This is a genomic window from Pseudomonas floridensis, assembly GCF_002087235.1.
Classification (GTDB): domain Bacteria; phylum Pseudomonadota; class Gammaproteobacteria; order Pseudomonadales; family Pseudomonadaceae; genus Aquipseudomonas; species Aquipseudomonas floridensis.
In genome coordinates this window covers 1-24,497 of sequence record NZ_MUIO01000008.1, presented here as the reverse complement: position 1 = coordinate 24,497, position 24,497 = coordinate 1, and the positions used below count along the sequence as shown (strand labels likewise).

Genomic DNA, 24,497 nt, shown 5'->3' with positions numbered 1-24,497 from the left:
CTGCCCTCAGCGAAAGGAATCCGGCGCCGTGCAGGCGCGATGAAGCAAGGCAGTCAACATGGTCAGGCCATTACGCATGTCTTCGTCGCTGGTGTATTCGGCTTCATTGTGCGAAATGCCATTGCGACTCGGGATGAACAGCAGGCAGACCGGGTATTTGCTGTTCATGCTGATTGCGTCGTGACCAGCGACGGTCGCACTGTCGGTGATCGGCAGACTCAGTTGGCCTGCCACGGTGTGGGCCAGTTCGGCGAAACCGTCGGGCAGCACACCGGGAGCCCGCAGCACACGGCTCTCGATTTCGAAGCGGGTCCGGGTTCTGTCGGCGATGTCATGCAACGTCGCGTCGAGCCGCTCGGCCGCAGCGCTCAACAACGTGGTATCCCGTGAGCGGTATTCCGCCAGCAGCGAAACCCGCGACGGCACGACATTGGGCGAATTGGGCCAGATCTCGACGCGCCCGACCGAGCTGTGCATGTGCAGCCCATGCCGCTCGGACTCTTCACGCACGGCGACAATGGCATGGGCCGCCGCGAGCATGGCATCCCGGCGGGCGGCCATGGGCGTCGGCCCGGTGTGGTTCTGCTCACCGTCAAAGCGAATGCGTTGTTTGAGCGCCGCCCAGGTTTCTCTGACGACGCCGATCGACAGTTTGCGGCTCTCCAACGCTGTGCTCTGTTCGACATGAATCTCGACATAGCCCGCAATATCCAGGCTGACAGGGCCGTCGCCCAGATAACCGATGTCCTGCAGCGCCTGCTTGAGGCTGATGCCATTACCGTCACAACTGCTCCAGGCCTGTTCCAGACCGAGCGCGCCGGTGAAGACGCCGCTGCCGATCAGGCTGGGCTGGAAACGCGCGCCTTCCTCATTGGTCCAGTTCACCACGGCCAGATTGCAGGCGGGCCGTTCCTCACGCTCGCGCAGCTGTCGTCCAAGGCTGGACACCGCAACGGCACCGGCCAGCACGCCATACACGCCGTCGAACCTGCCCGCACTTGGCTGGCTGTCCAAGTGCGAGCCACAGACCACGTAAGGCGCGGCCGGATCGAAGGTCATCAAGCCAAAGATGTTGCCAACGGCATCGATGCGCACCTCGAAATCATGCTCCCGAAGCCAGTGGCAGAACAGGTCCCGGACCTGGCCATCTTCGGCCGAGGCCGCAAGCCGGTGCAGTCCGCCAGCCGGTGTGGCACCGATGGCCGATGTCTGGGTGAACAATGCTTCGAACCGGGCGTAGTCGGCGGCATCGGGCGTCAGCAGGTCATGAATAAAGGATGTCGACATCATCTTTCTCCAGGCGAGTCGTGAACTCGGCCGACAACGGACGGTTCGTGACCAGGGTCGTGATTGCGCTGAACGGCAGGGTGTTGACGAAGATGCGATGACCGAACTTGCCGTCATCCGCGAGGATCACGCGCTGCCGGGAATGCTTGACCAGCGTGCGCCGCAGCATGGCTTCCGGCTCGTGGTAGTCCATCAGTTGCTGCTCGAGATCGATTGCCCCGATGCCCATGAACGCGATGTCGTAATTGAACTGGCTGGCAAACGCCAGGGTATGGGGGCCAATCAGTGCGTTGTCATTGCGACGCACGTCGCCGGGCGCGACCAGCACCTGATTGTCAGTGTGATGGGTCACCACCTGCGCGATGTCGAGCGAGTTGGTGATGATCCTCAACTGGCTGAATTGCGTCAGCGTCTGCGCCAGTGCAAGGGTCGACGTGCCGGTGTCGAGAAACAGCACCATGCCGTCGGTAATCAAACCGGCCGCCTTGCTGGCGATGCTCGCTTTGGCTTGCGGCTTCATGCGGCTGCGCACCTGCAACGGCGGCTCGTCGTTCAACTGGGGCAGGATCGCCCCACCGTGAATGCGCCGCAACTTGCCCATTTCTTCGAGGTACTTGAAGTCGCGGCGAATGGTCTCTTCCGACACGTAGAGCGATTGCGCGAGCTCAGATGCCTTGACGCGCTGCTGCTGAGCCAACAGGCGCATGATTTCGTCCAGACGAGGCTGATTGAGCATAGGGCTGACATTCCGTTGAGAAGTGAGGCGCGCAGTGTACCCATCCACCGCCGGACGCTGATCGTCGTTCATACCGTGAGCACTCATAACGTCAGCATCGGCGGGACGTGCTGATCCCACGGTGAGATGGCTTCGAAGGCCGCGCAGAATTGCAGAACGTCTGCATCGGCAAATCGACGGCCGACCACTTGCAGTCCGACCGGCAGGCCGCATGGGCTGAAACCACACGGAATGTTTGCGGCTGGATTGCCCGAAAGGTTGAACGGGTAGGTAAACGGCGTCCAGCGCGCCCACGGCACGGCGCCCTCCTGATCGTGACTGTCGGTTGGTGCGACGTCATCGGCCTTGAACGGCAGTATCGGAAGTGTCGGCATCAGCAGCAGGTCGTAGTCTTCGAACAGCGCATGAACCCGGTTGGCAAACGCCGCGCGCTGCTCGACGGCCTGCAGGTAGCGGGCAAGATCGTAACGGGCCGATTGCCTGACCAGATTGGCGAAACCGGGGTCCAGATCATCCATTCGGTCCGCCAGCGCACGACCGTAAACGGTTCCGCGCCCGCCCACCCACAGCGTTTCGAACGTGGCCAGCGGATCCGGCCAGTCGAGCGACACAGCGCTTACCTGCACCGGCAGGTTCGCGGAAATGTTTTCGATAGCCGCCTCGATGGCAGCCGTTATGTCAGCGTCCACCGGCGTCTCGAACAGGGTCGGCACGTAGCCGACGCGCAGCTTGCCGAGAGGCTGATCGCAGCGCGCCAAAAAAGATTCGCCGGGCGCGGGAAGCGCCTGGTGGTCCAGCGGATGAGGTCCACTGAGGATGTCGAACAACAGCGCCGAATCGCGAACAGTGCGTGTCATTGGACCGGCATGACTGAGCATTTCAGTTGCCGACCAGGGCCAGGTCGGGATGCGTCCGAGTGATCCTTTGAGGGCAAACAAGCCACAGAACGAACCCGGAATCCGCACCGATCCGCCACCGTCCGATCCCAAAGCGGCCGGCACCATGCGCGCCGCGACCGCGATCGCAGACCCTGAACTGGAACCGCCGCTGGTCAGCCGCGGATTCCATGGTGTGCGGCCATTGCCAAAGATCCGCGAGACGCTCGCCCCTGTCCAGCCGAACTCGGTGGTCGCGGTCTTGCCGATGATGATCGCGCCGGCAGCTTTCAGACGCTCGATGATCGGCGCGTCTTTGAGTGGCACGGTGTCCAGACTGGTGAGCGAGCCTTTGGTGGTGCGCAGGCCGGCAGTGGAAAACAGATCCTTGATGCCGAAGGGAATGCCATGCAGCGGACCGCGAATGCGGTCTGAATCGGCTTCTTCGTCCCGCTGTCGAGCCTGCTCCAGAGCATCCTGCGCATACACATCGCCGAACGCATTCAATGTGTGATTGTGGGATTTTATGGCCTCAAGACTTGCGTTGACCAATTCCACAGAGGTGAGCGCGTCGGCATCCAGCTGTTGGCGAGCCTGAATCACGGTGGGCATTGAAAAGCGCGTTGACTCGGTCAATGTGGATGCTCCGGCAAGTCTTGGGCATAACGCCCAGGCCAGCGCATTACTATCACGGGACTGAAACCCGTCAAGTGGCAAATGTTGATTTTGTTGTTTTTGTGGACTTTAAATTTGTAACAGCACCGTCAAGGTGCGGGAAACAAGGGTAAATACGTACCTGCGCCCAGCCTTGGGGCATTAAAAACTGCACACGGCGATGCCGTTATTCGTGAAGTAAATGACCTTCGACGAGCCTGGGCATCCGGAAATCAAAGAAAGGTATGTTCGGCGGGTGGTCGTTAACGGAAGGGATACATGCGCCGGTAACGAGTTCGTACCAGCGCAGTCTTTGCAGAACTTCTCCAGCGGTCTCTTGAATCAATCGCGTAGCCCTGGACCGTTATTACATCCGGGGATCGACGCATGGACATTAGTGTTTCAGTGTGTTGCGTAACGCTTGGCTAATCGGTAGCGGCATCTGTTACCAGTGTTTTACAGACGCCTGTCGGTAACCCAACGAAGAAACCGGCACTTCATTCATGGACATCAGCAAACGGGCCTCAGCCACCAGTTCGGAAATGGCTCGACTGGAAACCATAGTGTCCAGCTTGATGCCGGTCATGCAGATCGCGTGATCGGGGTTGGAAGTATTGGTCAGCGTCAGTGTTAGCGACGCGTCTTCGGCGGCGTCCCACTCACAGCGGTGTGGAAGCAATGACTGTTCAATCATATGCTTGATTTCAAGCGTGGAAAGCCTGTAAGCGCTCATGATGTTCCTGCTGTAAATAAAGTGATGACAGCATTGTGACGACGCCTGTCCGCTGGCGTTCCACATAAATATTTATCAGAACGGTACTTCTGCTACAGCGCGCCTATTCTTGTACAGACTTAAAAAATTGTGCCGATGTTGTATAACGTGAACACTGTTTTTTATTTATCCGTTCAACAAAAGCATTTTTTCTCAACGCCATGTCAACAGCATCTCGACGCTGTCCAGCCCTGCGCCGTGGCCGTCTTTCTTCAGGCGACTCAGCGTAAACCCCAGGCTTTCATAGAAGCCTTGCACCCGTTGACTGGTGTTGATGTAGGCGCGCGTTACCCCCGGAATGTCCTTCATGACGTTCAGGCGAGCCCGGGTCAGGAAGCTGCCGATACCGAGCCCATGCCGGTCACTTTTCACCATGCCCCAGGTGAGTTCGGCAACCGACGCATCAGCCAACACCAGGTAGCCTCCGCAGGCCAAGATCTGCCCGCTTCGCTCCACTACACAGTAGGAACCGACAGGTTCGAGCAGGAAGCGGGCAAACGCGTCACGCTCCGACGGATCGAAAAAACGCGGGGTGTTGGAATCGAAAATAGCCAGACAACTGTCCCGATCATTCAGGGCGTAGGGCCGAAGCGTGTCCATGTGCAAGCCATCCTGTTCAATTTGTCTGCCAGACTGCCTGGCGGAAATCGCACAGAACAACAAACCTGCGCGGACTCCTCTGACGCCTGTGTGTCCTCGGTCAGGCCCTGTCACCAATCACGGATCAGCCGAGAAACCCGTCGGCCTGAAGCAGGGTTTCCAGGCAATGTTCGGTGATGCCGTAGAACGTCTTGAGTTCTTGAATACGGGCCAACAAGTGGGCCGGGTTGAGCGGCTCGGCACGCTTGACCGCGAGGATCATCTTATTCTTGTTGGTGTGTTCCAGCGAAATGAACTCGAACACCTTGGTGTCGTAGCCGCAGGCCTCGAGGAACAGTGCACGCAGGCTGTCGGTGACCATCTCGGCCTGCTGGCCCATGTGCAGACCGTATTGCAGCATGGGCTTGAGCAGGGTCGGACTCTGAATCTGCAGGCGGATCTGTTTGTGGCAGCACGGCGAGCACATGATGATCGATGCACCGGAGCGAATGCCCATATGAATGGCGTAGTCGGTGGCGATGTCACAGGCGTGCAGCGCGATCATCACGTCCAGTTCGCTCGGCGCCACGGTGCGCACATCGCCATGCTGAAAGACCAGCCCCGGATGCTCCAGGCGCGCAGCCGCGTTGTTGCACAGGGTCACCATGTCCTCGCGCAGTTCGACGCCGGTCACCTCGCCTTGCGCTTGCAAGGTGTTGCGCAGGTAATCGTGAATGGCGAACGTCAGGTAGCCCTTGCCCGAGCCGAAGTCCGCGACCCGGATCGGCTTATCCAGGCTGAGCGGCGACGACGTCAGCGCGTGGGAAAACACCTCGATGAACTTGTTGATCTGCTTCCATTTGCGCGACATTGCCGGAATCAGCTCATGCTGCCGGTTGGTCACGCCCAGGTCGGTCAGGAATGGACGCGTCAGCTCCAGATAGCGCTTCTTCTCGCGATCATGCCCTGCGGCAGTGGCTTCGCGCGGCTGTTGAGCCTTGCTCTTGAACAGCGTGCTTTTGCCCTTCTTGCCGAACTCCAGTTGCACTTCGTCGGTGAGCGACAGCAGGTGCGCGTTCTTGAAAGAATCCGGAACCAGACTGGCGATGACGTCCATGGCCTCGGCCAGCGGGAAGTTCTTGGTGATATCGCGTGTCTTGTAACGGTACACGAAGGAAAGGCTCGGCAGCTCACGAACGATCAGCGGCTTGATGATCACCCGCTGCAACTCGGCTTCGCTGCCTACGTATTTGGCCAGGACCAGCTTGATCAGCGAGTCCTGGGACAGGCTGGTGTCCAGCAGGCCAAGGAATTGCGCGCGATGGTCGGGTGCTGCCGAAGGTGAAGCGGAGGGTGTCACGGACATCGGAAAGAGCCTCAAGCGCCCCTGTCGGGACTCGAAAAATCAGGCATGCATTTTAAGCGTCAACGCCGACCATGACAGCACTATTTTTCACGGCGGCATAAAGACTCGACGCAGCTGAGACGTAGACACATAAAGTCATCTACATACACAGTAATATAACCGTCAGAATAAGCCGCTGTGAACACTTGCACTTCATCTTATCCCCGTTATATTCGAATCAGCTGAAGACAAGCGGTCATGAGAGGCCGTCCTGTTCATCGTCAGCACTTTAATATCACCCGCACAAGGATGTGCATAATGCAAAACCCATTAACTTCTTTTGACACCGTTGACATTGAGCGGGTCGCCACAAAACCCGTCGCTTTCTTTAACGTCATGCTGGAGGATGAAAAAAATGATGGCAGGGCTCAAGGCGTTGTCCTGACCAAAGAAGACATCCACAGTATCAAACGTTACGAACGACACGGACTTGACCTGCCCATTACGCTGATCACCATCCAGCAAGACCTGAGATTCCGCTCCAGTGGAATTCCCGGGCTGGAACCCAAAGACATATTGGCCACGTATTTAAAGATCCATCAGCACGCCAGAAGCTGGTCCGGTATCGAGCGAAACATCAAAGAAACCGGGTTCAACACTGATGCCTTTGCCAAAAGCTTTTTCCAGCAAGGTTCAGCCGTTCTTGAAGTGATCAACGGCATGAACATCATCGAGCGAATCAACATGAAGATCGCCGACCTGGATATCGAGCAGGTCTGGGCCATGAAACCCGCTGAGCTCAGCGCCGACGAACAACAAATCTGTACGTCGCTGGCCGGGTATCTGTCCAACATTGCGGAAAGTATCGACAAGCATCGGCACGCCGCAGAGGTGCTGGCAAACGACCTCCAGACATTTACCCAGACGCTGACGGTTTCGCTGATCCCCGATGTCGCTCACAAAGTAAAACTGGCCGGCAACTCTGACCTGGATGAACTGATCAAGGAGCTTCAGGAAGACATCGAACGCCTGACAGTCGAGATTGAGCAAAAGATCAAAGAGTACAAAAAGACTGCAGCCAGTTCTGCCTGGGGTCTTTTCGGCGGCCCTCTTGGCCTGGCCATTACAGGCGGGATCTTTGGCAGTAAGGCGGAGAAGATTCGCAAGGAAAAGAACCGGCTGATCCATCAAAAAAATACCAAGGTTCAGTTACTCAAAGAGAAATCTCCTCTGGCGGCTGCCGTACGCAACCTGGAAACACTCTTTGAAGACATGCAATTCCGGATGCTGGATGCGCATCAAAGTGCAACGAACCTCCAGGACCTGTGGGGACTGATGAGGTCATTCATCGAGCAATCCGCAACCGCGATGGCACTGATCAAGAGTGATCAGGAACTGCTGATCTTTGCGCTGAACTTCCGTGGCGTCGTCAACCCTTGGGAACACATCCACGGTATCACGGCCCCCCTGCTGAAGCTCTTCAACGATGCACTGGATCAGTATCGCCTCGAGCAGACAAAATAACCATAAGGACATGAACATGACCACTAAAACATTGGGTAATTTCACAGCACTTGCCGTGCCTGAAAAAGCAATCATGAAGGCTGCCCAGCAACTTATTCATGCGCATATCGCTTCGCTGAAACTGGACTTTTTTCCTGCCGTGAAGATCAAGCTCCCTTCTGTTCAGACAGCGCTTGTTGCCGCGGATAAAGTATTGAGGGAAAAATTGTCCACCCTGACGGCTCAGTTGAACAACGATCAGCTCAAAGCCGTCGAGGCGATGCGTAAAGAGATCGATGCGAATCCGGCATTGAGCCCTGAGAACAGGCAGAAAGCAGTAGCCATGCTGGATGCGCAACGCGCGCAGTTTCAGTCGGCACTGACACATGCCGTCAGCAGCAGTGCAAACGAGATAGCCCAACGCTGCGATGATCTGAAACAGATCAATATCAAGCTCGATGGAACGACCATCAAGGACACACTGCAACGACAACTCGATTCGCTGAATCGCCAACACGCCACACTGGAGACCTCGATGGCCTCCCTCTCGGAAGACCGGCGTTTGCTGGACGCCGCCATTGCGACGCTTGAAAAATACAACCTGGCCGATCAGTTCAAGGACATGCTGCCCACCGCAGACGAACTGGCATTGATCAACATGCCGTCGCCCGAACTCGCGCTGGTCCAGGCCGGAATCGCCAGGCTTGAAAAAATCCTGGGCCAGGTCAGTAATGCGTTGAATTACATTGATTTGATCAATGAGCGAGACGCCTTGCGCCATCGCTACAATGCGTTGCTCGCGCAATCCCGCGGCATCAACAAGGAGTCAAAAGGAATCGCCAGGGATCTGGCTGAGTTGCAAGGACTGGAGAGCGTCAACCAGAACAAGATCGCCTGGATCAATGAAGCAGCCAAGGTCTACGAAGCGCTCTACGGTTTTCTGGATGCCTGCCGGGCACCGGATGCGACTCCCGGCGACTTCGGTGGCTACCTGGCGGAACTGAACGCTTACATACAACGGGTTCATGAGATCAGGCGTCCTCTCTGACCTGATCCCTTCGAACGCGACAGGTGCCGGCCTTGCCAACGCCTGTCGCTCTTGCGTCTCGGCGTTCAATGCCGACCTGAGTTCAGCCCAGGACGACCAGCCGGTTGGGCAGTTCGTTTTTTCCGTGGGTCACCGGAACATGATCGGCCAGCAACTCGCCACAGGCGTGAATGCAGCCGAGAAACCCCTGCAGGGTCTGCCCGTTTCGCACTTGCTGGGTGAAGACATCGACCATCGCTTTCCAGGTGTCGTCATGCAGACGACTGGCAATACCGTGATCGACCAGAATTTCAACGTAGCGCTCGGCCTCGCTGACGAACACCAGAATGCCGGTGCCGTCGTGGGTCTTGTGCAGGTTCTGCTCGAGGAACTGGCGCCGGGCCAGATTACCCGCTCGCCAGCGACGCACCGAGGCCGGCACCAGGTGCGCGGTGACACGCGGAATGCGGCACACCAGCGCCACGAAGATGAAGGTGCTCATCTGAGCGAGCATCAACTCATCGGCACTCAGCCATTGCAGGCAGTAATTGATAGTGCCGGGCAGTAGCAGGCCGAGCAGACCGCCCCAGATCAGCGGCATATAGGCGTAATCATCAGCGCGCGCGGCCAGTACCGTCACCAGTTCTGCATCGGTACGCTGCTCGACGCGATCGATCGCTTCAGCGACCTGTCGTTGTTCTTCTCTGTTCAGTAAAGCCATGACGTTCTCTTTCTCGAATCCATCGACTACCAGTTACCTGAAGCACCACCACCGCCGAACCGGCCACCGTTGCGCCCATCGGTCCGCTCACCAGGGCACAGGCGACCGGCAGAGCGCCGAATGCTGAACAGCACGATCAGCAACACCACGACCGTCAGGATCACGGCCGTCAGCCAGACCCTGAAATCACTCATCGGCTCATTGTAGGTCGCCGATCTGTCGGTCGGCTCCGGATAATCCGGGACCTGACCACCCAGCGCCGTGATCACCGCCTGGGCGCCACGCTCGATACCGGCGGCAAAACGGCTGTCATTGAATTCGGGGGTCATCAGCATGTTGATGATGAGCGATGACTGGGCGTCGCTCAACCGGTCTTCGAGACCCGAACCAACCTCCATGAAGACTTTGCGCTTCTCGCGATCAACCAACAGCAACGCGCTATTGGCTTTGCCACCACGCCCCAGATCCCAGGCATCGCCCAGCAGCGCGCCGAACTCCTCGATACTGGTGCCCTGCAGATCGGTCAGCGTAACGACGACGATACGTTCACCAGTGGCCTGCTCATAGGCCCGCAGCAGTTTCGCTAGACGCACCGCCGTATGGCTGTCGAGCATTTGCGCCGCATCCACGACACTGCCGGTCATGGGCGGAAATACCAGCACGGGTTGTTCGGCCTGGGCACGAAAGGCCACACCCAGCGTCATGACCGCGTACAACATGATTTGTAACACACACTTCAAACCAGACCTCCGGTGCTTTTTGAATCCATTGAATCGACACGCCTTAGCCAAAACACAAGTTCCCCGGCATAATCCACCGCCGACGCCGAGCACAGGCCAATCGTTGACTGGGTGAGGGCGTGTACAAAAATCAATCAAACCGAAGATTTTCGTACATACCCTGGAAAGACCTCGTGCAACGAAGCGGTCAGCAACTATCCTTGCGCCCTGCTCGAACAATAACGCCAAAGGTCTATAACCCAAACTGGCTGTCGGATATTAAACGCGAGTTGCCGACAAAAGCCTTGAGAAATTATTCATGAATAAGCTGTGTTTATTAGGTTTGCTGGTAGGTTTGGCCAGTCATTCGGTGGTCGCTCAAAGTGCTGCAACAGTGGCCGCTCCGGCCTCTTCCGCAGTTTCCGACAAGGCCGCGCTTCAGGCAAAGAATGCGTTCATCGGCAAACTGATGAAACAAATGACCCTGGACGAAAAGATCGGCCAGTTGCGCCTCATCAGTATCAGCGCTGAAATGCCGCAGCCAATGATTCTCAAGGAAATTGCCGCCGGACGCATCGGCGGCACCTTCAACTCCATTACACGTTCGGAAAACCGCCCGTTGCAGGAAGCGGCTGTCGCCAAGAGCCGTCTGAAGATTCCGATGTTCTTCGCCTATGACGTGGTCCACGGCCATCGCACCATTTTCCCGATCAGCCTGGGCATGGCGGCAAGCTGGGACATGGACGCCATTGCGCTGACCGGTCGGGTGTCGGCAAAGGAAGCCAGCGCCGACGGCCTGGACATGACCTTTGCGCCAATGGTCGATATTTCCCGTGACCCGCGCTGGGGCCGCAGTTCCGAAGGGTTCGGCGAAGACACTTATCTGGTGTCGCGCATCTCCGACGTGATGGTCCGCTCGTTCCAGGGCAAGAACGTCAGCGCAAACGACAGCATCATGGCCGCCGTCAAGCATTTCGCCCTGTATGGCGCCGTCGAAGGCGGACGCGATTACAACACCGTGGACATGAGCATGACGCGCATGTACCAGGACTACCTGCCACCTTATCGCGCCGGTATCAACGCGGGCGCCGGTGGCATCATGGTCGCGCTGAACTCGATCAACGGCATCCCCGCCACGTCCAACACCTGGCTGATGCAGGACCTGTTGCGCAAGGACTGGGGCTTCAAGGGCGTCACCATCAGTGACCATGGCGCGATCAAGGAACTGATCGAACACGGCGTGGCCAAGGATTACCGCGAAGCGGCCAAGCTGGCGATCAAGGCCGGTGTAGATCTGAGCATGAACGACGTGGCGTACGGCGAGCAGTTGCCCGGTCTGGTCAAGGACGGCGAGGTTTCCATGCAGGAAATCGACAATGCCGTACGTGAAGTGCTCGGGGCCAAGTACGACATGGGCCTGTTCGCCTCACCTTACGGTCGCATTGGCGAAGCTGCCGGTGATCCGGCCGACACCTATTCCGACGACCGCCTGCACCGCGCCGAAGCCCGCGATGTCGCGCGCAAGACGCTGGTGCTGTTGAAGAACCAGAACGACACCCTGCCATTGAAGAAGCAAGGCACCATCGCCGTGATCGGCGGCCTGGCGCAGAGTCATCTCGACATGCTCGGCAGCTGGTCGGCAGCCGGTCGGCCCAACCAGTCGGTGACGGTGTATGAAGGTCTGCAAAAGGCTGTCGGCGACAAGGCCAGACTGGTGTATGCCCGTGGCGCCAACGTCAGCGACAACGAACACATCCTCAACTACCTGAACTTCATCGAGAAGGAGGTGGAGATCGATCCGCGTCCGGCTCAGGAAATGATCGACGAAGCGGTCAAGGTGGCCGAGCAGTCCGACGTGATCGTGGCCGTGGTGGGTGAATCGCGAGGCATGTCCCATGAATCGGCGAGCCGCAGCAGCCTGAACATTCCAGGCAAGCAACGCGACCTGATCAAGGCCCTCAAAGCCACCGGCAAACCGCTGGTGCTGGTGTTGATGAATGGCCGTCCGCTGGTACTGGTCGACGAACTGGAACAGGCCGACGCCATGCTCGAAACCTGGTTCCCGGGCACCGAAGGCGGCAATGCCGTGGCTGACGTACTGTTTGGCGACTACAACCCGTCGGGCAAACTGGCCATGTCGTTCCCGCGCTCGATCGGCCAGTTACCGGTCTACTACGCGCACTTGAACACCGGTCGTCCTTACCACGAAGGCAAGCCGGGCAACTACACGTCGCACTATTACGAAGAGCCGAACGGCCCGCTGTTCCCCTTCGGCTATGGCCTGAGCTACACGCAGTTCGACGTCTCGGACATCAAACTGTCGGACACCAACATGGCGCGCAAAGGCAAGCTGACCGCCAGCGTGACCGTCAAGAACACCGGCAAGGTAGCTGGCGCGACCGTGGTTCAGTTGTACCTGCGTGATATCGCAGCCTCGATCAGCCGTCCGGTCAAAGAGCTGAAAAACTTTGAAAAAGTCATGCTGGAGCCAGGTGAAGAGAAAGTGGTTACCTTCACGCTCAGCGAGGACGACCTGAAGTTTTACAACCCTCAGCTCAAATACGCTGCCGAGCCGGGCGAGTTCAAGGTCATGATCGGTCTGGACTCCCAGACGGTGAAAGAAGCGACCTTCAACCTGCTGTAAGCACCCTGATGGCGCCTTCATGAGCTTGCTGATGAAGGCGCCATCCGGTCCTGTTCGGGCAGTGCACGTAACATGACGTTCAAGCATCGCAACTGGCGCCTTTCCCTTTATGTTCTGCTGATTCTGGCTGGCGTAGCCGTGGCGGCGGGACTGGCAATGCGTCAGGCACAGCGTCATGCGGTGTCGGAAGACGCTGTTCGCGCCGGTAGCCAACTGGCCCTGTACGCCAACACCCTGCACACCCTGATCGAGCGCTATCGCGCTCTGCCCTCCGTGCTGGCACTGGACCCGGAAATCCGTGCGGCCTTGAGCGGTCCGGTCACCGAGGACGTGCAGAACCAGCTCAACCTGAAGCTGGAAAAAATCAACGCCGCCGCCCACTCCTCCACTCTGGAGTTGCTGGATCGTCACGGGTTGGCCATCGGTGCCAGTAACTGGCGTTCGCCCAACAGCTATGTCGGCCACAACTACGGTTTTCGGCCCTACTTTCTGCAAACCCGTGCCCAAGGCACAGGGCGCTTTTATGCGGTGGGTGTGACCACCGGCATCCCCGGCTACTTTCTGTCCAGCGCGGTGCTGGACGACGCGGCCGGCTTCATCGGCGCAATGGTGGTGAAACTCGAATTCCCCACGCTCGAAGAGGAATGGGGTCAGGGAGATGACTTGCTGCTGGTGAGTGACGACAAGGGCATCGTTTTCATCGCCAATCAGTCCGGCTGGCGTTATCGCGAGCTGGAACCCATTTCGGCCGAGAACCGGAGCGAACTGCTGCGCACCCGTCAGTACGACAAAAAACCGTTGTCGCCGCTCAATAGCCGGGGCATCGAGCGCCTGGGTGAGCACAGTCAGCTGCGCCGCGTCGAGGGGCCGGAGGGCGTCGCGGACTATTTGTGGCAGTCGCTGCCGCTGCCGCACGAAAACTGGACGCTGCACCTGTTGCGCAAGCCGCCGCAGGCCAACGAAGACATACGCAACGCCGGAATTGCCGCCGCCGGGATCTGGCTGGCGCTAGTGTTTCTGGGCCTGTTTCTTTATCAGCGCTGGCGTCTTGCGCGTTTGCGCGAACGCAGTCGGGACGAACTCGAGCGTCTGGTGCACGAGCGCACACGCGATCTGCAGACCGCGCAGGACGGCCTGGTGCAGTCGGCCAAGCTGGCGGCGCTGGGGCAGATGTCAGCGGCGCTGGCCCATGAAATCAATCAGCCCCTGACTGCCCAGCGCATGCAACTGGCGACCGTGCGCCTGTTGCTGGATCAGGGCCGCGTCGAGGAAGCCGGCAAGGCGCTCGTGCCGGTCGACCAGCAACTGACCCGCATGTCGGCGCTGACCGGCCACCTCAAGACCTTCGCCCGCAAAAGTCCCAGCGGCCTGCGTGAGCGACTGGATCTGGCCACGGTGGTCGATCAGGCGTTGTTGCTGCTGGACCCGCGTTTGCGTGAAGAGCACATCGAATGCGTTCTGCGACTGTCACGTCCGGCATGGGTGCGCGGCGACGCGATTCGTCTGGAGCAGGTGCTGATCAACCTGCTGCGCAACGCACTGGATGCGATGCGCGACAAAGTGCCCGCTCGCCTTGAAGTGCGCATCGATCCTCAGGGCGATCACTGGCGTTTGAGCGTCAGTGACACCGGCACCGGCATCGCTCCGGAAAATCTGGGCAACATTTTCGACCCGTTCTTCACCACCAAACCGGTGGGCGACGGGCTGGGCCTCGGGCTGGCGGTGTCCTATGCGATCATCCATGAACTGGGCGGCCAGTTGAGCGCGGAAAACCACGGCAACGGCGCGGTGTTCTGGTTCAGCCTGCCCAACGACTTTCTGGAGAACTGACCCGGCATGTTCAACTCGGTCATCGTTGTAGACGACGAAGCGCCCATTCGCCAGGCCGTCGAACAGTGGCTGACGCTGTCCGGCTTCGCTGTGCAGGTTTTTGCCCGCGCCGAAGAATGCCTGGCCGCGCTGCCGGAACACTTTCCCGGAGTGGTCCTCACCGACGTGCGCATGCCGGGCATGAGCGGCCTTGAGCTGTTGGCGCGCCTGCAAGAGCGGGACAAGGACTTGCCCGTGATCCTGCTGACCGGCCACGGCGATGTGCCGATGGCCGTCGAAGCCATGCGCGAAGGCGCCTACGACTTTCTGGAAAAACCCTTCAGCCCGGAAACGCTGATCAGCAATCTGCGTCGGGCCCTGGAAAAGCGACAGCTGGTTCTGGAAAACCGTCGCCTGCATGAACAGGCCGATGTGCGCACCCGACTGGACTCAACGCTGCTGGGCATGTCGCCGAGCCTGCAAACCCTGCGTCGTCATGTGCTGGAGCTTTCGCAGTTGTCGGTCAACGTCATCATTCGCGGCGAAACCGGCAGCGGCAAAGAGCTGGTTGCCCGCTGCCTGCATGACTTCGGCCCTCGGGCAGGCAAGCCGTTCGTCGCCCTCAACTGCGCAGCCATCCCCGAACACCTGTTCGAAGCCGAATTGTTCGGCCACGAAAGCGGTGCGTTCACGGGCGCACAGGGCAAGCGGATCGGTCGTCTGGAATACGCCGATGGCGGCACGGTGTTTCTCGACGAGATCGAGAGCATGCCGATGGCGCAGCAGGTCAAGCTGCTGCGCGTGTTACAGGACAAACGCCTGGAACGGCTGGGCTCCAATCAGAGCATCGAGGTCGATCTGCGAATCATTGCCGCCACCAAACCCGATCTGCTGGAAGAAGCCCGCGCCGGACGTTTTCGCGAAGACCTCGCCTACCGGCTCAATGTCGCGGAATTGCGTCTGCCGGCCTTGCGCGAGCGACGCGAAGACATTCCTCTGCTGTTCAACCACTTCGCCCGCGCAGCAGCGACGCGCCTGGGCCGGGAAGCGCCGGTGGTCAGCGCGGCACGCCTGAGCCAGTTGCTCAGCCACGACTGGCCCGGCAACGTGCGCGAACTGGCCAATGCCGCCGAACGCCAGGCGCTGGGCCTGACCCAACCGGATGCGCAAGCCGACACACCGCTCGACGGACAATCGCTGGCGACCCGGCAGGAAGCCTTCGAAGCCCAGTGTCTGCGCGCATCGTTGAGCCGCAACAAGGGTGACATCAAGGCAGTACTCCACGAATTACAACTGCCGCGCCGGACCCTCAACGAGAAGATGCAGCGTCATGGCCTGACGCGGGAAATGTTTCTGGAGTAAGCGCCGCGCCTGCCGAAAATACTTGTTCGGCGCGAAACGAACATTTCCAGCCGAGCCGGGTCTGCATAGTGTCACGCCACCTTCGGTCGTGATGGCTGGATAGTTTGCAGGCATAATGACATCATTCCCCGCTCATTCTCCCAGCCACTCTCAGCAGTCCGAAAGATGGGGCATTTTCTACCGTGAATACTCCCCTCGACCTCCCTCTGGGCGGTGGCGAAATGGGTCGGCTTATCCGGGAAACAGACTGGTCAACGTCTGCTCTGGGAGCCAGGAGCACCTGGCCATCTGCACTATTGTCATCGATGAACCTGATGCTCAGTTGTCCGGACAGCATGTACCTGCTGTGGGGACCTGAATTCACGCTGTTCTTCAACGACGCTTACTGCGCCGCGCTGCCGATTGCCGTCACTCAGGCTCAAGGTCGCCCGATCGCCTTGGTCTGGGGAGACGCCTGGGAGGACGTACGCCCTCTGGCGGAACAGGCGCTGGCCGGTCAGAGCTGTCGCTCCGACAATATTCAGCGCGTTGTGACCCGTAACGGAAAACCCGAACCAAGCTGGTGGTCGTTGTCCTATTCGCCACTGTACGGCGATACCGGCGTGATCGAAGGCGTATTCTGCCGGGTCAACGAAACCACCGCGCACGTGCTGGCTCAGGCCAGGCATAACGAGAGTGAAGCGTTCACCGAGCGCGTCCTGTCGAGCATCAACGACTGCATCAAAGTGCTGGATCTGGACTCGCGTCTGACCTTCATGAGCGAAGGCGGCCAGCGCATCATGGAAGTCAGCGACTTCAACGCCATCCGCGGCTGCCCGTGGCCGGACTTCTGGCACAACCAGGGCAACCTTGACGCCAGGGCCGCTGTCGAGGCGGCCAAGGCCGGGCAGAACGCCAACTTCATGGGCTCGGCGCAGACTATGGCCGGCACCGTGAAATGGTGGCACGTGCAGGTCAGTCCAATCTTCGGCAAGGACGGCAAGCCGGAGAAAATCCTTTGCGTGTCCCGTGACATGACGCAATTGCGCGACGCCGAAGAAGCGCTCAAAGCATTGAATGAATCCCTCGAACAACGCGTCGTCGAGCGCACTCAGGACCGGGATCGCATCTGGCGACTTTCGACAGACCTGATGCTGGTTGCGCAATTCGACGGCATCATCGCCGCCGTCAATCCGGCCTGGACCCAGGCGCTGGGCTGGTCGGAGCAGCAACTGGTCAACAGCCAGTTTCTGACCCTGGTCCATCCCGAGGATCTGGACAGCACACTGGCCGCCATGAGCGGACTGGAGAACGGCCAGAACATCCCGCATTTCAAGAACCGCTACCGGCATATCGACGGCTCCTATCGCACGATTTCCTGGACCGCCGTCCCGGACAAGCAGTTCATTCATGCCGTGGGGCGCGACATTCAGGCCGAAGAAGAAGCCAACGAGGCGCTTCGGGTGTCTCAGGATGCGTTGCATCAGGCGCAGAAACTGGAAGCCATTGGTCAGTTGACCGGCGGCGTCGCGCACGATTTCAACAACCTGCTGACCGTGATCCGTTCCTGCTGCGATCTGCTGAAGCCTGCGGGTCTGGATGAAGCCCGACGCATCAAATACGTCGCGGCCATTTCCAGTACCGTAGACCGCGCCGCACGCCTGACCGGTCAGTTGCTCGCCTTCGCCCGCCGCCAGGCCTTGCAACCGGAAGTGTTCGATGTGGGCAAGAGCGTTTCGAGGATCGGGGAAATGATGGACACCCTGACCGGCTCGCGCATTCAGGTCGACATCGAGGTGCCTGACCAGCCTTGCTTTATCTTTGCCGACGGCAGTCAGTTCGACACGGCGCTGGTCAACATGGTGGTCAACGCCCGCGACGCGATGGCCGGTTCCGGACGTCTGGTCATCAAGGTCGAACGATCCGTCAGCCCATCCTGCAAACTCGCACCGTCCCTGCACGAAGGCGACTACGTGACCGTTTCGCTGACCGACACCGGCTCGGGCATCGCCAAGGAAAACCTGAGCCTGATCTTCGAGCCGTTCTACACCACCAAAAGCGTCGGTCAGGGCACCGGGCTGGGTCTGTCGCAGGTATTCGGGTTCGCCAAGCAGTCTGGTGGTGAAGTGCTGGTGGAAAGTGAACTGGGCAGTGGCAGCCGCTTCACGCTGTGTCTGCCCAGCGCGCAGGACCATGCTGTGGTCAGCGAAAACGAAAACCTTGCCGTGAGTACATTGCCCGGCTTGTGCGTCCTGATGGTCGAAGACAACCAGGACATTGGCACGTACACCCGCCCGATGCTCGAACAACTGGGTTTCCAGGTGGTCTGGGTGCCAGGCGCCAGCGAGGCGCTCAAAGAACTGTCCGGCAACCCTGAGCGTTTCCATGTGGTGTTCTCGGACATTGCCATGCCGGGCATGAGCGGCCTGGAGTTATACGCCGAGATCGAAACACGCTACCCGTGGATGCCGGTGGTGTTGACGACCGGCTACAGCACTGAATTCGCCCAGCTCGCTCAGGATGAATCGCATCGCTTCGACCTGCTGCAGAAGCCTTATGCGCTGGAAGACCTGGCGGCCATTCTGCACAAGGCAGCCTGCCGCAACGTCGAATAGAAAGCCTGATAACCTGCCCGCCTGCCGGTTACAGGCGACGTATTGAACGCAGCTGTTCAGGCAGAACCCGAGTGTCGCCAGCCGGGCGCATTACCGTTTTTGAGCTTTGGACAGCCGTACGCAAGGAGAAATGTTGACATGATTGTCGGTATAGATTTGGGCACGACCAACAGCCTGGTCGCGGTGTGGCGCGATGGCAAGGCCGAGCTGGTTGCCAATGCCATGGGCGATACCCTCACCCCCAGCGTGGTAGGGCTCGATGACGCGGGGCATATTCTGGTCGGCAAGGCCGCTCGCGAGCGTTTGCAGACCCATCCGACTCAAACCACCGCGTTGTTCAAACGCTACATGGGCAGCGCCCAGCAAATCCGCCTGGGATCAGCCACTTACCGTCCGGAAGAACTGTCATCGCTGGTCCTCAAGAGCCTCAAGGCCGATGTCGAGCGTGCGTTCGGCGAGCCGGTGACCGAAGCGGTCATAAGCGTGCCGGCTTACTTCAGCGATGCCCAGCGCAAGGCCACACGCATCGCGGGCGAACTGGCAGGGCTGAAAGTCGACAAGCTGATCAACGAACCTACCGCCGCCGCGCTGGCGTACGGACTGCATCAGAAAGAAGGTGAAACCTCCTTTCTGATTTTCGATCTGGGCGGCGGCACCTTCGATATTTCGATCCTCGAACTGTTCGACGGCGTCATGGAAGTGCGCGCCAGCGCGGGCGACAACTTCCTCGGCGGGGAGGATTTCGATCGGGCGCTGGTCGAGCATTTCCTGAGCCTGCACCGCGACGAAAAAGACTTCCCTGCCAAGGAATTGGTCACCCCTTCGCTGCGCCGAGAGGCCGAACGGGTTCGCAAGGCATTGGGGCAGGAGGACAGCACCGACTTCGTACTGCGGCACGCCGACCGCGAGTGGCGCAAAACCATTACCCAGGAGCAGACCAGCGAGCTGTTCGCCCCGCTGCTGGCGCGGTTGCGAGCGCCCATCGAGCGGGCACTGCGTGACGCGAAGATCCGCGTCGCCGACCTCGACGAAATCCTGCTGGTAGGCGGCACCACGCGCATGCCGCTGATTCGCAAGCTCGCGGCAGGCATGTTCGGGCGCTTCCCGGCCATCACCCTCAACCCGGACGAAGTGGTCGCCCAGGGCGCCGCGATTCAGGCGGCGCTCAAACAGCGCGATGCGGCGCTGGAAGAAATCGTGCTGACTGACGTTTGCCCTTACACACTGGGCATCGAGACCACGCAATATGTCTTTAATGGTTACCAGCCCGGACACTATCTGCCCATCATCGAGCGCAACAGTGTGGTGCCGGTGAGTCGGGTCAGAACGGTGCAGACGGTATCCGACAATCAGGCGCATGTCCTGCTGAAGATTTTTCAAGGCGAAAGCCGCCTGGTCAAGGACAACATCGCGCTGGGCGAGCTGAACATCCCCGTCCCCAAGGCCAAGGCGGGCGAGGTCGAGCTGGATGTGCGCTTCACCTACGATAACAACGGGTTGCTGGAAGCCGATGTCAAGGTTCAGGCCACTGGCAGCAGCCACAAGCTGGTGATCGAGAATAACCCTGGCGTGATGACCCCGGACGAAATCAAGGACCGGCTCAAGGTGCTGGAAGCGCTCAAGGTCCATCCTCGCGAACAGCAGGTCAACACCCATCTCACCGCACGCCTGGAAAGGCTGTATCAGGAGTACCTTGGCGAAACCCGTGAAATGATCGGGGCATGGGCCGCTCAGTTCCAGCAGGTTCTGGAGACCCAGGATGAGCGTCAGATCGGTGAAATGCGCCGTCAGCTCGAGCAGCAGGTCGACCGCTTCGAACGAGGTGAATGGTGACGACAAGCACATGCTGGAGCGTACTGGACCTGGATCACGATGCCGACGAACGCAGCATCAAGCGCCAATACGCCAGGCTGCTGAAAACCACTCGGCCTGACGACGACCCGGCGGCCTTTCAGACCCTGCGCGATGCCTACGAACAGGCTCTGGACTGGGCTCGAAACCGTCCGCAGAGCGATGCTGAACAAAGCGGTGCCGAGTTTTTCGAAGAACCGGTCACGAGTCGGCCGTTCGCAGACGAACCGGTTCTGGCGGTCGATACGCCAGTTGAGCGAATGGTGCCGGTGCCCGAACACAATGTGCCTCTGGTGCGCCCGTCAGTCGAGCTGAGCTGGTACGAGCAGGCCAGCCTGACCACACCGGACAATCTGGCTGCGCAACGGCAGATCGCACACGGGCAGGGTTGTGACGAAGAGTTTCAGCAACAGTTGGCCCGGCGCTGTTTGCTGGACCCCGAAGAGCATCTTCTGCTGATCAAGGCAGCTGTCGCGCAACTGCGCTGGCTAACGCCGTGGCAAAAAGTGCACTTCAGGCCTCATCAGGTTCAACGCCTGACCCAGGCACTGCTCGACAGTTCACTGCCCTGTTTGCGAGCCCTGCTCGCGGCTCATCAGGAGCGTGAATTTCTGGATGCGTTGAAAGCCCTCGAACAACAGCCTTGGCTGTCGTCACTGGATCAGCATGACCAACTGGAACACTGGACCATGACCCTGCTGCTCAATAATGACGACTGGAGCGCAGCATTGTTCGAGCGTGTGTCCGCGCTCTTCGATTGGGACAGCAAGCACGACGTGCACTCCGGCACACCGTCGCTGTGGATGCACTTGATCGAACGCTGCGAGCGCAAGGAGTTCGTCAGGCATCAGCGACAATTGCTGCAAAGCCCGCTGGATAACGCCCCCGCCTACGCCGCGCGGTTGATCCTCGAACCGCCGCCCCTGAAAGAACGGCTGCGTATCGCCCGGGAATCCGACGACTCGGTCTTGGAGGCCTGCGAGCGCCTGTCGTTCGATCTGCAGCATCGCTTTCCAGACCTCATGGAGCAGTTTCCGAATGCCGATCCGGAGTCATGGCGAAAACTGCGCAAACAGGTCGATTACAACCCCAAAATCCGGGTGTATCTGTTCGGCGTGGCGCTGACCCTGGCGATGCTGTTTTCACCGTCCAGACAAAACCCGGCGGGCTGGGGCGATGTCATGGTCTGGGCAATCACTCTGCCGTTGATATTGCTGTGGGGGTTCTATATCGCCAAAACGATCTGGACCAAGGCCTGCGACCAGGTCCGCCCCTTGGACACCTGGCTGAGCGAGCGGCTGATGCCTGATTTTCTCAGTTGGCCCGGATACCGGGCGTTGCCGATTCGACATGGCGTCCCGGTGCTCGCCATCGGCAGCATTTATGCCCAGAACCAACCGTTGGCACTGGCGGCGTATGGAATGGCCATGGTGATCTGGATCTACCTCTCGCCCTATCGACTCTCTCTGGTTCGCGACGCAATCGTGGCGAAAACCGGCGGTTGGCAGAGCGTGAAAGACTATTGCGCCCGAAACACCGGCCGCTGGGTCATGATCGTCATGGGCCTGATGCTTACCTTCGTAATAGCTGTCATCCTCATGGGCCCCGGCCCTCGCCACTGAACGAGCAACGCGCTCGAATCGGCAAGAATCCGCTTATCCAGACACCCCGGATGAGCGGATTTTCGCCTATCCATACCTGCCTGCCCCCTCTGGAACAGGCCTTTCTGGTGTGGCACAGCTCCTGCTATGGAACTGTCCAGGGCATCGAATGCCTCCTTCTAAAAATAATGAAATAAAGGAACACCATGGAAATTTCCAACTCCCTACCGAAAGGTTCGGCGGCCAGCGCAGCAGCCGCCCCGAAAACCACGTCCAGTCGGCTCAAATCCATTTTCAGCGGCTCGGTCGGCAACATGGTCGAGTGGTATGACTGGTACGTCTATGCCGCTTTCTCGCTGTACTTCGCCAAGTCCTTTTTCCCGAAAGGCGACACCACTGCCCAACTGCTGAACACCGCTGCGATCTTCGCCGTGGGCTTTCTGATGCGGCCGATCGGCGGCTGGCTGATGGGGCTATACGCGGACTACAAAGGCCGTAAAGCCGCGCTGATGGCGTCGGTGCTGCTGATGTGCTTCGGCTCGTTGATCATCGCCCTGACACCCGGTTATGAAGTGATCGGCGTTGGCGCACCGATCCTGCTGGTGTTCGCACGCTTGCTGCAAGGCTTGTCGGTGGGCGGCGAATATGGCACCTCCGCGACCTACCTCAGTGAAATGGCCACCAAAGAACGTCGCGGCTTCTTCTCCAGTTTCCAGTACGTCACGCTGATTTCCGGTCAGCTCATCGCGCTGGGCGTACTGATCGTGCTGCAACAGACCCTGACCACCGAGCAGCTGTATGCCTGGGGCTGGCGCATCCCGTTTGTAATCGGCGCGCTGTGTGCAGTGGTTGCGCTGTTCTTGCGTCGCGGCATGGAAGAAACCGAATCCTTCACCCGCAAGAAAAAGGAAAAAGCCAAGGAAAGCCTGATGCGCACGCTGATGCGTCATCCCAAGGAACTGATGACCGTGGTCGGTCTGACCATGGGCGGCACCCTGGCTTTCTACACTTACACCACCTACATGCAGAAGTACCTGGTAAACACCGTCGGCATGAGCATCACCGACTCGACCACCATCTCGGCTGCCACGCTGTTCCTGTTCATGGTGCTGCAACCGGTCATCGGTGCGCTGTCCGACAAGGTCGGCAGGCGTCCGATCCTGATCGCGTTCGGCGTGCTGGGCACCTTGTGCACCGTGCCGATCCTTACCACGCTGCACACCATTCAGACCTGGTGGGGCGCGTTCTTCCTGATCATGGCGGCGCTGATCATTGTCAGCGGCTACACCTCGATCAACGCGGTGGTAAAAGCCGAACTCTTCCCGACCGAAATTCGCGCACTGGGCGTGGGCCTGCCTTACGCGTTGACCGTATCGATCTTCGGCGGCACCGCTGAATACATCGCGCTTTGGTTCAAGAGCATCGGCATGGAAACCGGCTACTACTGGTACGTCACGGCCTGCATTGCGTGTTCGCTGCTGGTCTACGTGTTCATGAAAGACACCCGTAAACACTCGCGCATCGAAACCGACTGATACCTCGCGTTGCGTTGATGGAAGGGCAGCCAGCAACTGGGCTGCCCTTTTTTGTGGCCGTGTTTTACCTAAATCGCGATGGACCTCGATCACCACGACCTGTATCGAGGTGTTTCATCATGGTGCGGATCTTTCCCCTTTTTTTGTCGCAACCCCATGAATTAAATATTATTTAAATTTGTCAAGAGGCTTTATTGCAAGATTTTTCAGGATTTGCACACCCATGATGCGTTTTCGCCTGAGAGGCCCGAAAATAGCGCGTTGCAGCTCACTATCATTTTCAGCGATGGTCGCTAGCAATCCGATTAACTTCTTAAAAATCTGCCTGCGCGTAGCATTGCCTCCATACCGGGATGACAACTCACCCGATCCAAATTGGAGACACTCTCATGAAAACCAACAAACTGATCTTCGGCATCGCCTTCTCCGTTCTGGCTTCCAGCGCGTTCGCACTGCCAGCCGTGACCACCAGTACCGCCAGTGATTTGTCCCAGGCGCCCATCGTTGCTGAAGGTGGCACCAAGCACACTAACGTTGGCTCGATTCGCGTTGCCGCCGATGGTGCTGATCGCGTCGGTCCAAACCGTCAAGCCGCCGATGGTGCCGACCATGTAGGTGCCAACCGCCTTGCCGCCGATGGCGCTGACCGCGTCGGTCCAAATCGTCAAGCCGCCGATGGTGCCGATCACGTAGGCGCCAACCGTCTTGCCGCTGATGGTGCTGACCGCGTTGGTCCAAATCGTCAAGCCGCCGATGGTGCCGATCACGTAGGTGCCAACCGTCTTGCCGCTGATGGTGCTGATCGCGTAGGCGCTAACCGCCTGGGCTAAGCCATCGCTGTACAACACCCCAAAGCCCGGCACACGCCGTAATGCTGTTCACT

General features: G+C 59.1%; 18 protein-coding genes. 10 read left to right on the top strand and 8 right to left on the bottom strand.

All coding sequences use genetic code 11. From position 1 onward, the window contains the following. Positions 1-6: 6 nt before the first annotated feature. The 6 genes from BZK31_RS02385 to BZK31_RS02360 form a co-directional block, all read right to left on the bottom strand. Entirely contained in the window at positions 7-1,287 is a 1,281-nt protein-coding gene (locus BZK31_RS02385) for a Zn-dependent hydrolase (protein ID WP_083181151.1), read from the bottom strand. Further along, positions 1,265-2,023 carry a DeoR/GlpR family DNA-binding transcription regulator gene (locus BZK31_RS02380; RefSeq protein ID WP_083181150.1) on the bottom strand — a complete coding sequence of 253 codons (759 nt, stop codon included), beginning with the start codon at positions 2,021-2,023 and terminating at the stop codon, positions 1,265-1,267. Before BZK31_RS02380 ends, BZK31_RS02385 begins: the two co-directional genes overlap by 23 nt. Before the next feature lie 83 nt (positions 2,024-2,106). Then, on the bottom strand, positions 2,107-3,510 hold the full coding sequence (locus BZK31_RS02375; RefSeq protein WP_083181149.1) for an amidase: 1,404 nt from the start codon (positions 3,508-3,510) through the stop codon (positions 2,107-2,109). A 487-nt stretch (positions 3,511-3,997) separates the two neighbouring features. After that, entirely contained in the window at positions 3,998-4,285 is a 288-nt protein-coding gene (locus tag BZK31_RS02370) for a DUF1652 domain-containing protein (protein WP_157900693.1), read from the bottom strand. Between the two features lie 192 nt (positions 4,286-4,477). Next, complete coding sequence (locus BZK31_RS02365) at positions 4,478-4,924, bottom strand: GNAT family N-acetyltransferase (protein WP_083181147.1); 447 nt, start codon at positions 4,922-4,924, stop codon at positions 4,478-4,480. A 124-nt stretch (positions 4,925-5,048) separates the two neighbouring features. After that, positions 5,049-6,269, bottom strand: coding sequence for a class I SAM-dependent methyltransferase (locus BZK31_RS02360; RefSeq protein ID WP_083181146.1), 1,221 nt, complete (start codon positions 6,267-6,269; stop codon positions 5,049-5,051). Positions 6,270-6,566: 297 nt separating this feature from the next. Between BZK31_RS02360 and BZK31_RS02355 the strand changes: the two genes are divergently transcribed. Together BZK31_RS02355 and BZK31_RS02350 are read left to right on the top strand one after the other, a co-directional pair. Beyond that, a complete protein-coding gene (locus BZK31_RS02355; RefSeq protein WP_083181145.1) occupies positions 6,567-7,772 on the top strand; it encodes an alpha-xenorhabdolysin family binary toxin subunit A in 1,206 nt (401 codons plus the stop codon). Positions 7,773-7,788: 16 nt separating this feature from the next. After that, positions 7,789-8,799 (top strand): alpha-xenorhabdolysin family binary toxin subunit B, encoded by a 1,011-nt coding sequence (locus BZK31_RS02350; protein WP_083181144.1) that lies wholly within the window; start codon positions 7,789-7,791, stop codon positions 8,797-8,799. Positions 8,800-8,881: 82 nt separating this feature from the next. Here BZK31_RS02350 and BZK31_RS02345 read toward each other — a convergent pair whose 3' ends face one another. Beyond that, entirely contained in the window at positions 8,882-9,499 is a 618-nt protein-coding gene (locus BZK31_RS02345; RefSeq protein WP_083181143.1) for a TPM domain-containing protein, read from the bottom strand. Positions 9,500-9,525: 26 nt separating this feature from the next. Beyond that, positions 9,526-10,218: a TPM domain-containing protein gene (locus BZK31_RS02340; protein WP_083181142.1), complete on the bottom strand. Its 693-nt coding sequence runs from the start codon at positions 10,216-10,218 to the stop codon at positions 9,526-9,528. A gap of 319 nt (positions 10,219-10,537) precedes the next feature. Here BZK31_RS02340 and bglX point away from each other — a divergent pair, with 319 nt between their 5' ends. The 8 genes from bglX (at position 10,538) to BZK31_RS02295 (ending at position 24,444) form a co-directional block, all read left to right on the top strand. Beyond that, the gene (gene bglX, locus BZK31_RS02335; RefSeq protein ID WP_083181141.1) at positions 10,538-12,862 is read left to right on the top strand and encodes a beta-glucosidase BglX; all 2,325 of its coding nucleotides are present in this window, start codon (positions 10,538-10,540) and stop codon (positions 12,860-12,862) included. A 72-nt stretch (positions 12,863-12,934) separates the two neighbouring features. Further along, on the top strand, positions 12,935-14,692 hold the full coding sequence (locus tag BZK31_RS02330; RefSeq protein WP_083181140.1) for a sensor histidine kinase: 1,758 nt from the start codon (positions 12,935-12,937) through the stop codon (positions 14,690-14,692). 6 nt (positions 14,693-14,698) lie between these two features. Beyond that, entirely contained in the window at positions 14,699-16,033 is a 1,335-nt protein-coding gene (locus BZK31_RS02325; RefSeq protein WP_083181139.1) for a sigma-54-dependent transcriptional regulator, read from the top strand. Between the two features lie 221 nt (positions 16,034-16,254). After that, positions 16,255-18,627, top strand: a complete 2,373-nt coding sequence (locus BZK31_RS02320) for a PAS domain-containing protein (RefSeq protein ID WP_083181138.1) — start codon at positions 16,255-16,257, stop codon at positions 18,625-18,627. Between the two features lie 138 nt (positions 18,628-18,765). Continuing rightward, a complete protein-coding gene (locus tag BZK31_RS02315; protein ID WP_083181137.1) occupies positions 18,766-20,460 on the top strand; it encodes a molecular chaperone HscC in 1,695 nt (564 codons plus the stop codon). Next, a complete protein-coding gene (locus BZK31_RS02310) occupies positions 20,454-22,100 on the top strand; it encodes a J domain-containing protein (protein ID WP_083181136.1) in 1,647 nt (548 codons plus the stop codon). Before BZK31_RS02315 ends, BZK31_RS02310 begins: the two co-directional genes overlap by 7 nt. Positions 22,101-22,285: 185 nt before the next feature. Beyond that, complete coding sequence (locus BZK31_RS02305) at positions 22,286-23,614, top strand: MFS transporter (protein WP_083181135.1); 1,329 nt, start codon at positions 22,286-22,288, stop codon at positions 23,612-23,614. A gap of 389 nt (positions 23,615-24,003) precedes the next feature. After that, entirely contained in the window at positions 24,004-24,444 is a 441-nt protein-coding gene (locus tag BZK31_RS02295; RefSeq protein ID WP_083181133.1) for a hypothetical protein, read from the top strand. Positions 24,445-24,497 lie beyond the last annotated feature (53 nt).

Coding starts and splice junctions, on each gene's coding strand:
- BZK31_RS02385 (WP_083181151.1), bottom strand. CDS start 1,287: ATGTCGACATCCTTTATTCATGACCTGCTGACGCCCGATGCCGCCGAC.
- BZK31_RS02380 (WP_083181150.1), bottom strand. CDS start 2,023: ATGCTCAATCAGCCTCGTCTGGACGAAATCATGCGCCTGTTGGCTCAG.
- BZK31_RS02375 (WP_083181149.1), bottom strand. CDS start 3,510: ATGCCCACCGTGATTCAGGCTCGCCAACAGCTGGATGCCGACGCGCTC.
- BZK31_RS02370 (WP_157900693.1), bottom strand. CDS start 4,285: ATGAGCGCTTACAGGCTTTCCACGCTTGAAATCAAGCATATGATTGAA.
- BZK31_RS02365 (WP_083181147.1), bottom strand. CDS start 4,924: ATGGACACGCTTCGGCCCTACGCCCTGAATGATCGGGACAGTTGTCTG.
- BZK31_RS02360 (WP_083181146.1), bottom strand. CDS start 6,269: ATGTCCGTGACACCCTCCGCTTCACCTTCGGCAGCACCCGACCATCGC.
- BZK31_RS02355 (WP_083181145.1), top strand. CDS start 6,567: ATGCAAAACCCATTAACTTCTTTTGACACCGTTGACATTGAGCGGGTC.
- BZK31_RS02350 (WP_083181144.1), top strand. CDS start 7,789: ATGACCACTAAAACATTGGGTAATTTCACAGCACTTGCCGTGCCTGAA.
- BZK31_RS02345 (WP_083181143.1), bottom strand. CDS start 9,499: ATGGCTTTACTGAACAGAGAAGAACAACGACAGGTCGCTGAAGCGATC.
- BZK31_RS02340 (WP_083181142.1), bottom strand. CDS start 10,218: ATGTTGTACGCGGTCATGACGCTGGGTGTGGCCTTTCGTGCCCAGGCC.
- bglX (WP_083181141.1), top strand. CDS start 10,538: ATGAATAAGCTGTGTTTATTAGGTTTGCTGGTAGGTTTGGCCAGTCAT.
- BZK31_RS02330 (WP_083181140.1), top strand. CDS start 12,935: ATGACGTTCAAGCATCGCAACTGGCGCCTTTCCCTTTATGTTCTGCTG.
- BZK31_RS02325 (WP_083181139.1), top strand. CDS start 14,699: ATGTTCAACTCGGTCATCGTTGTAGACGACGAAGCGCCCATTCGCCAG.
- BZK31_RS02320 (WP_083181138.1), top strand. CDS start 16,255: ATGGGTCGGCTTATCCGGGAAACAGACTGGTCAACGTCTGCTCTGGGA.
- BZK31_RS02315 (WP_083181137.1), top strand. CDS start 18,766: ATGATTGTCGGTATAGATTTGGGCACGACCAACAGCCTGGTCGCGGTG.
- BZK31_RS02310 (WP_083181136.1), top strand. CDS start 20,454: ATGGTGACGACAAGCACATGCTGGAGCGTACTGGACCTGGATCACGAT.
- BZK31_RS02305 (WP_083181135.1), top strand. CDS start 22,286: ATGGAAATTTCCAACTCCCTACCGAAAGGTTCGGCGGCCAGCGCAGCA.
- BZK31_RS02295 (WP_083181133.1), top strand. CDS start 24,004: ATGAAAACCAACAAACTGATCTTCGGCATCGCCTTCTCCGTTCTGGCT.